At 58.3% G+C, this 398-nt stretch carries 1 protein-coding gene; it reads left to right on the top strand.

What is annotated here, in order from left to right; all coding sequences use genetic code 11:
• The coding region (locus tag EN884_RS39230; protein ID WP_206617797.1) for a hypothetical protein at positions 1-294 on the top strand (294 nt) is incomplete at its 5' end.
• Positions 295-398: the final 104 nt, after the last annotated feature.

The raw sequence follows: 398 nt of genomic DNA, 5'->3' as shown, positions 1-398 counted from the left end.
GCAATCCAACCCTGGGCGCGCACGGATGTCCCGCAAGCTTCATATCCCGTGCGTCAGCACAAGATAAATAGCGGGGACGAGCATCAACCAGCCGCTCAGTCCAAGAACCACCAAGATGGCCATGCGCTCTGTTCGCCTGACAAGGTCGGCAATGTTTTCTTTGTCCGGCAAAGCGACGGAGGCCACAAACCCGGGCGCACGATCATCGTTGCCATTTCCCGGTTGGTTCGCGCTGCCACTCTCATTCGATCTCTGGACCAATGTCATTGTGATCGTTCACCGAAAAGAATCTAAACCGGCCCGTTCTCGGCGCGTGAGCCGGAACGGGCCGAGGCGGGAAATCAGTTGAAATCGAAGGACGACCGAAGGACCACGTCGGCGGTTGCACCGGATGCGAC

The sequence above is a fragment of the Mesorhizobium sp. M7A.F.Ca.AU.001.01.1.1 genome, from assembly GCF_004022735.1.
Lineage (GTDB): Bacteria > Pseudomonadota > Alphaproteobacteria > Rhizobiales > Rhizobiaceae > Mesorhizobium > Mesorhizobium ciceri.
The sequence above is the reverse complement of the archived record's forward strand: the minus strand, read 5'-3'. Positions and strand labels throughout refer to the sequence as shown.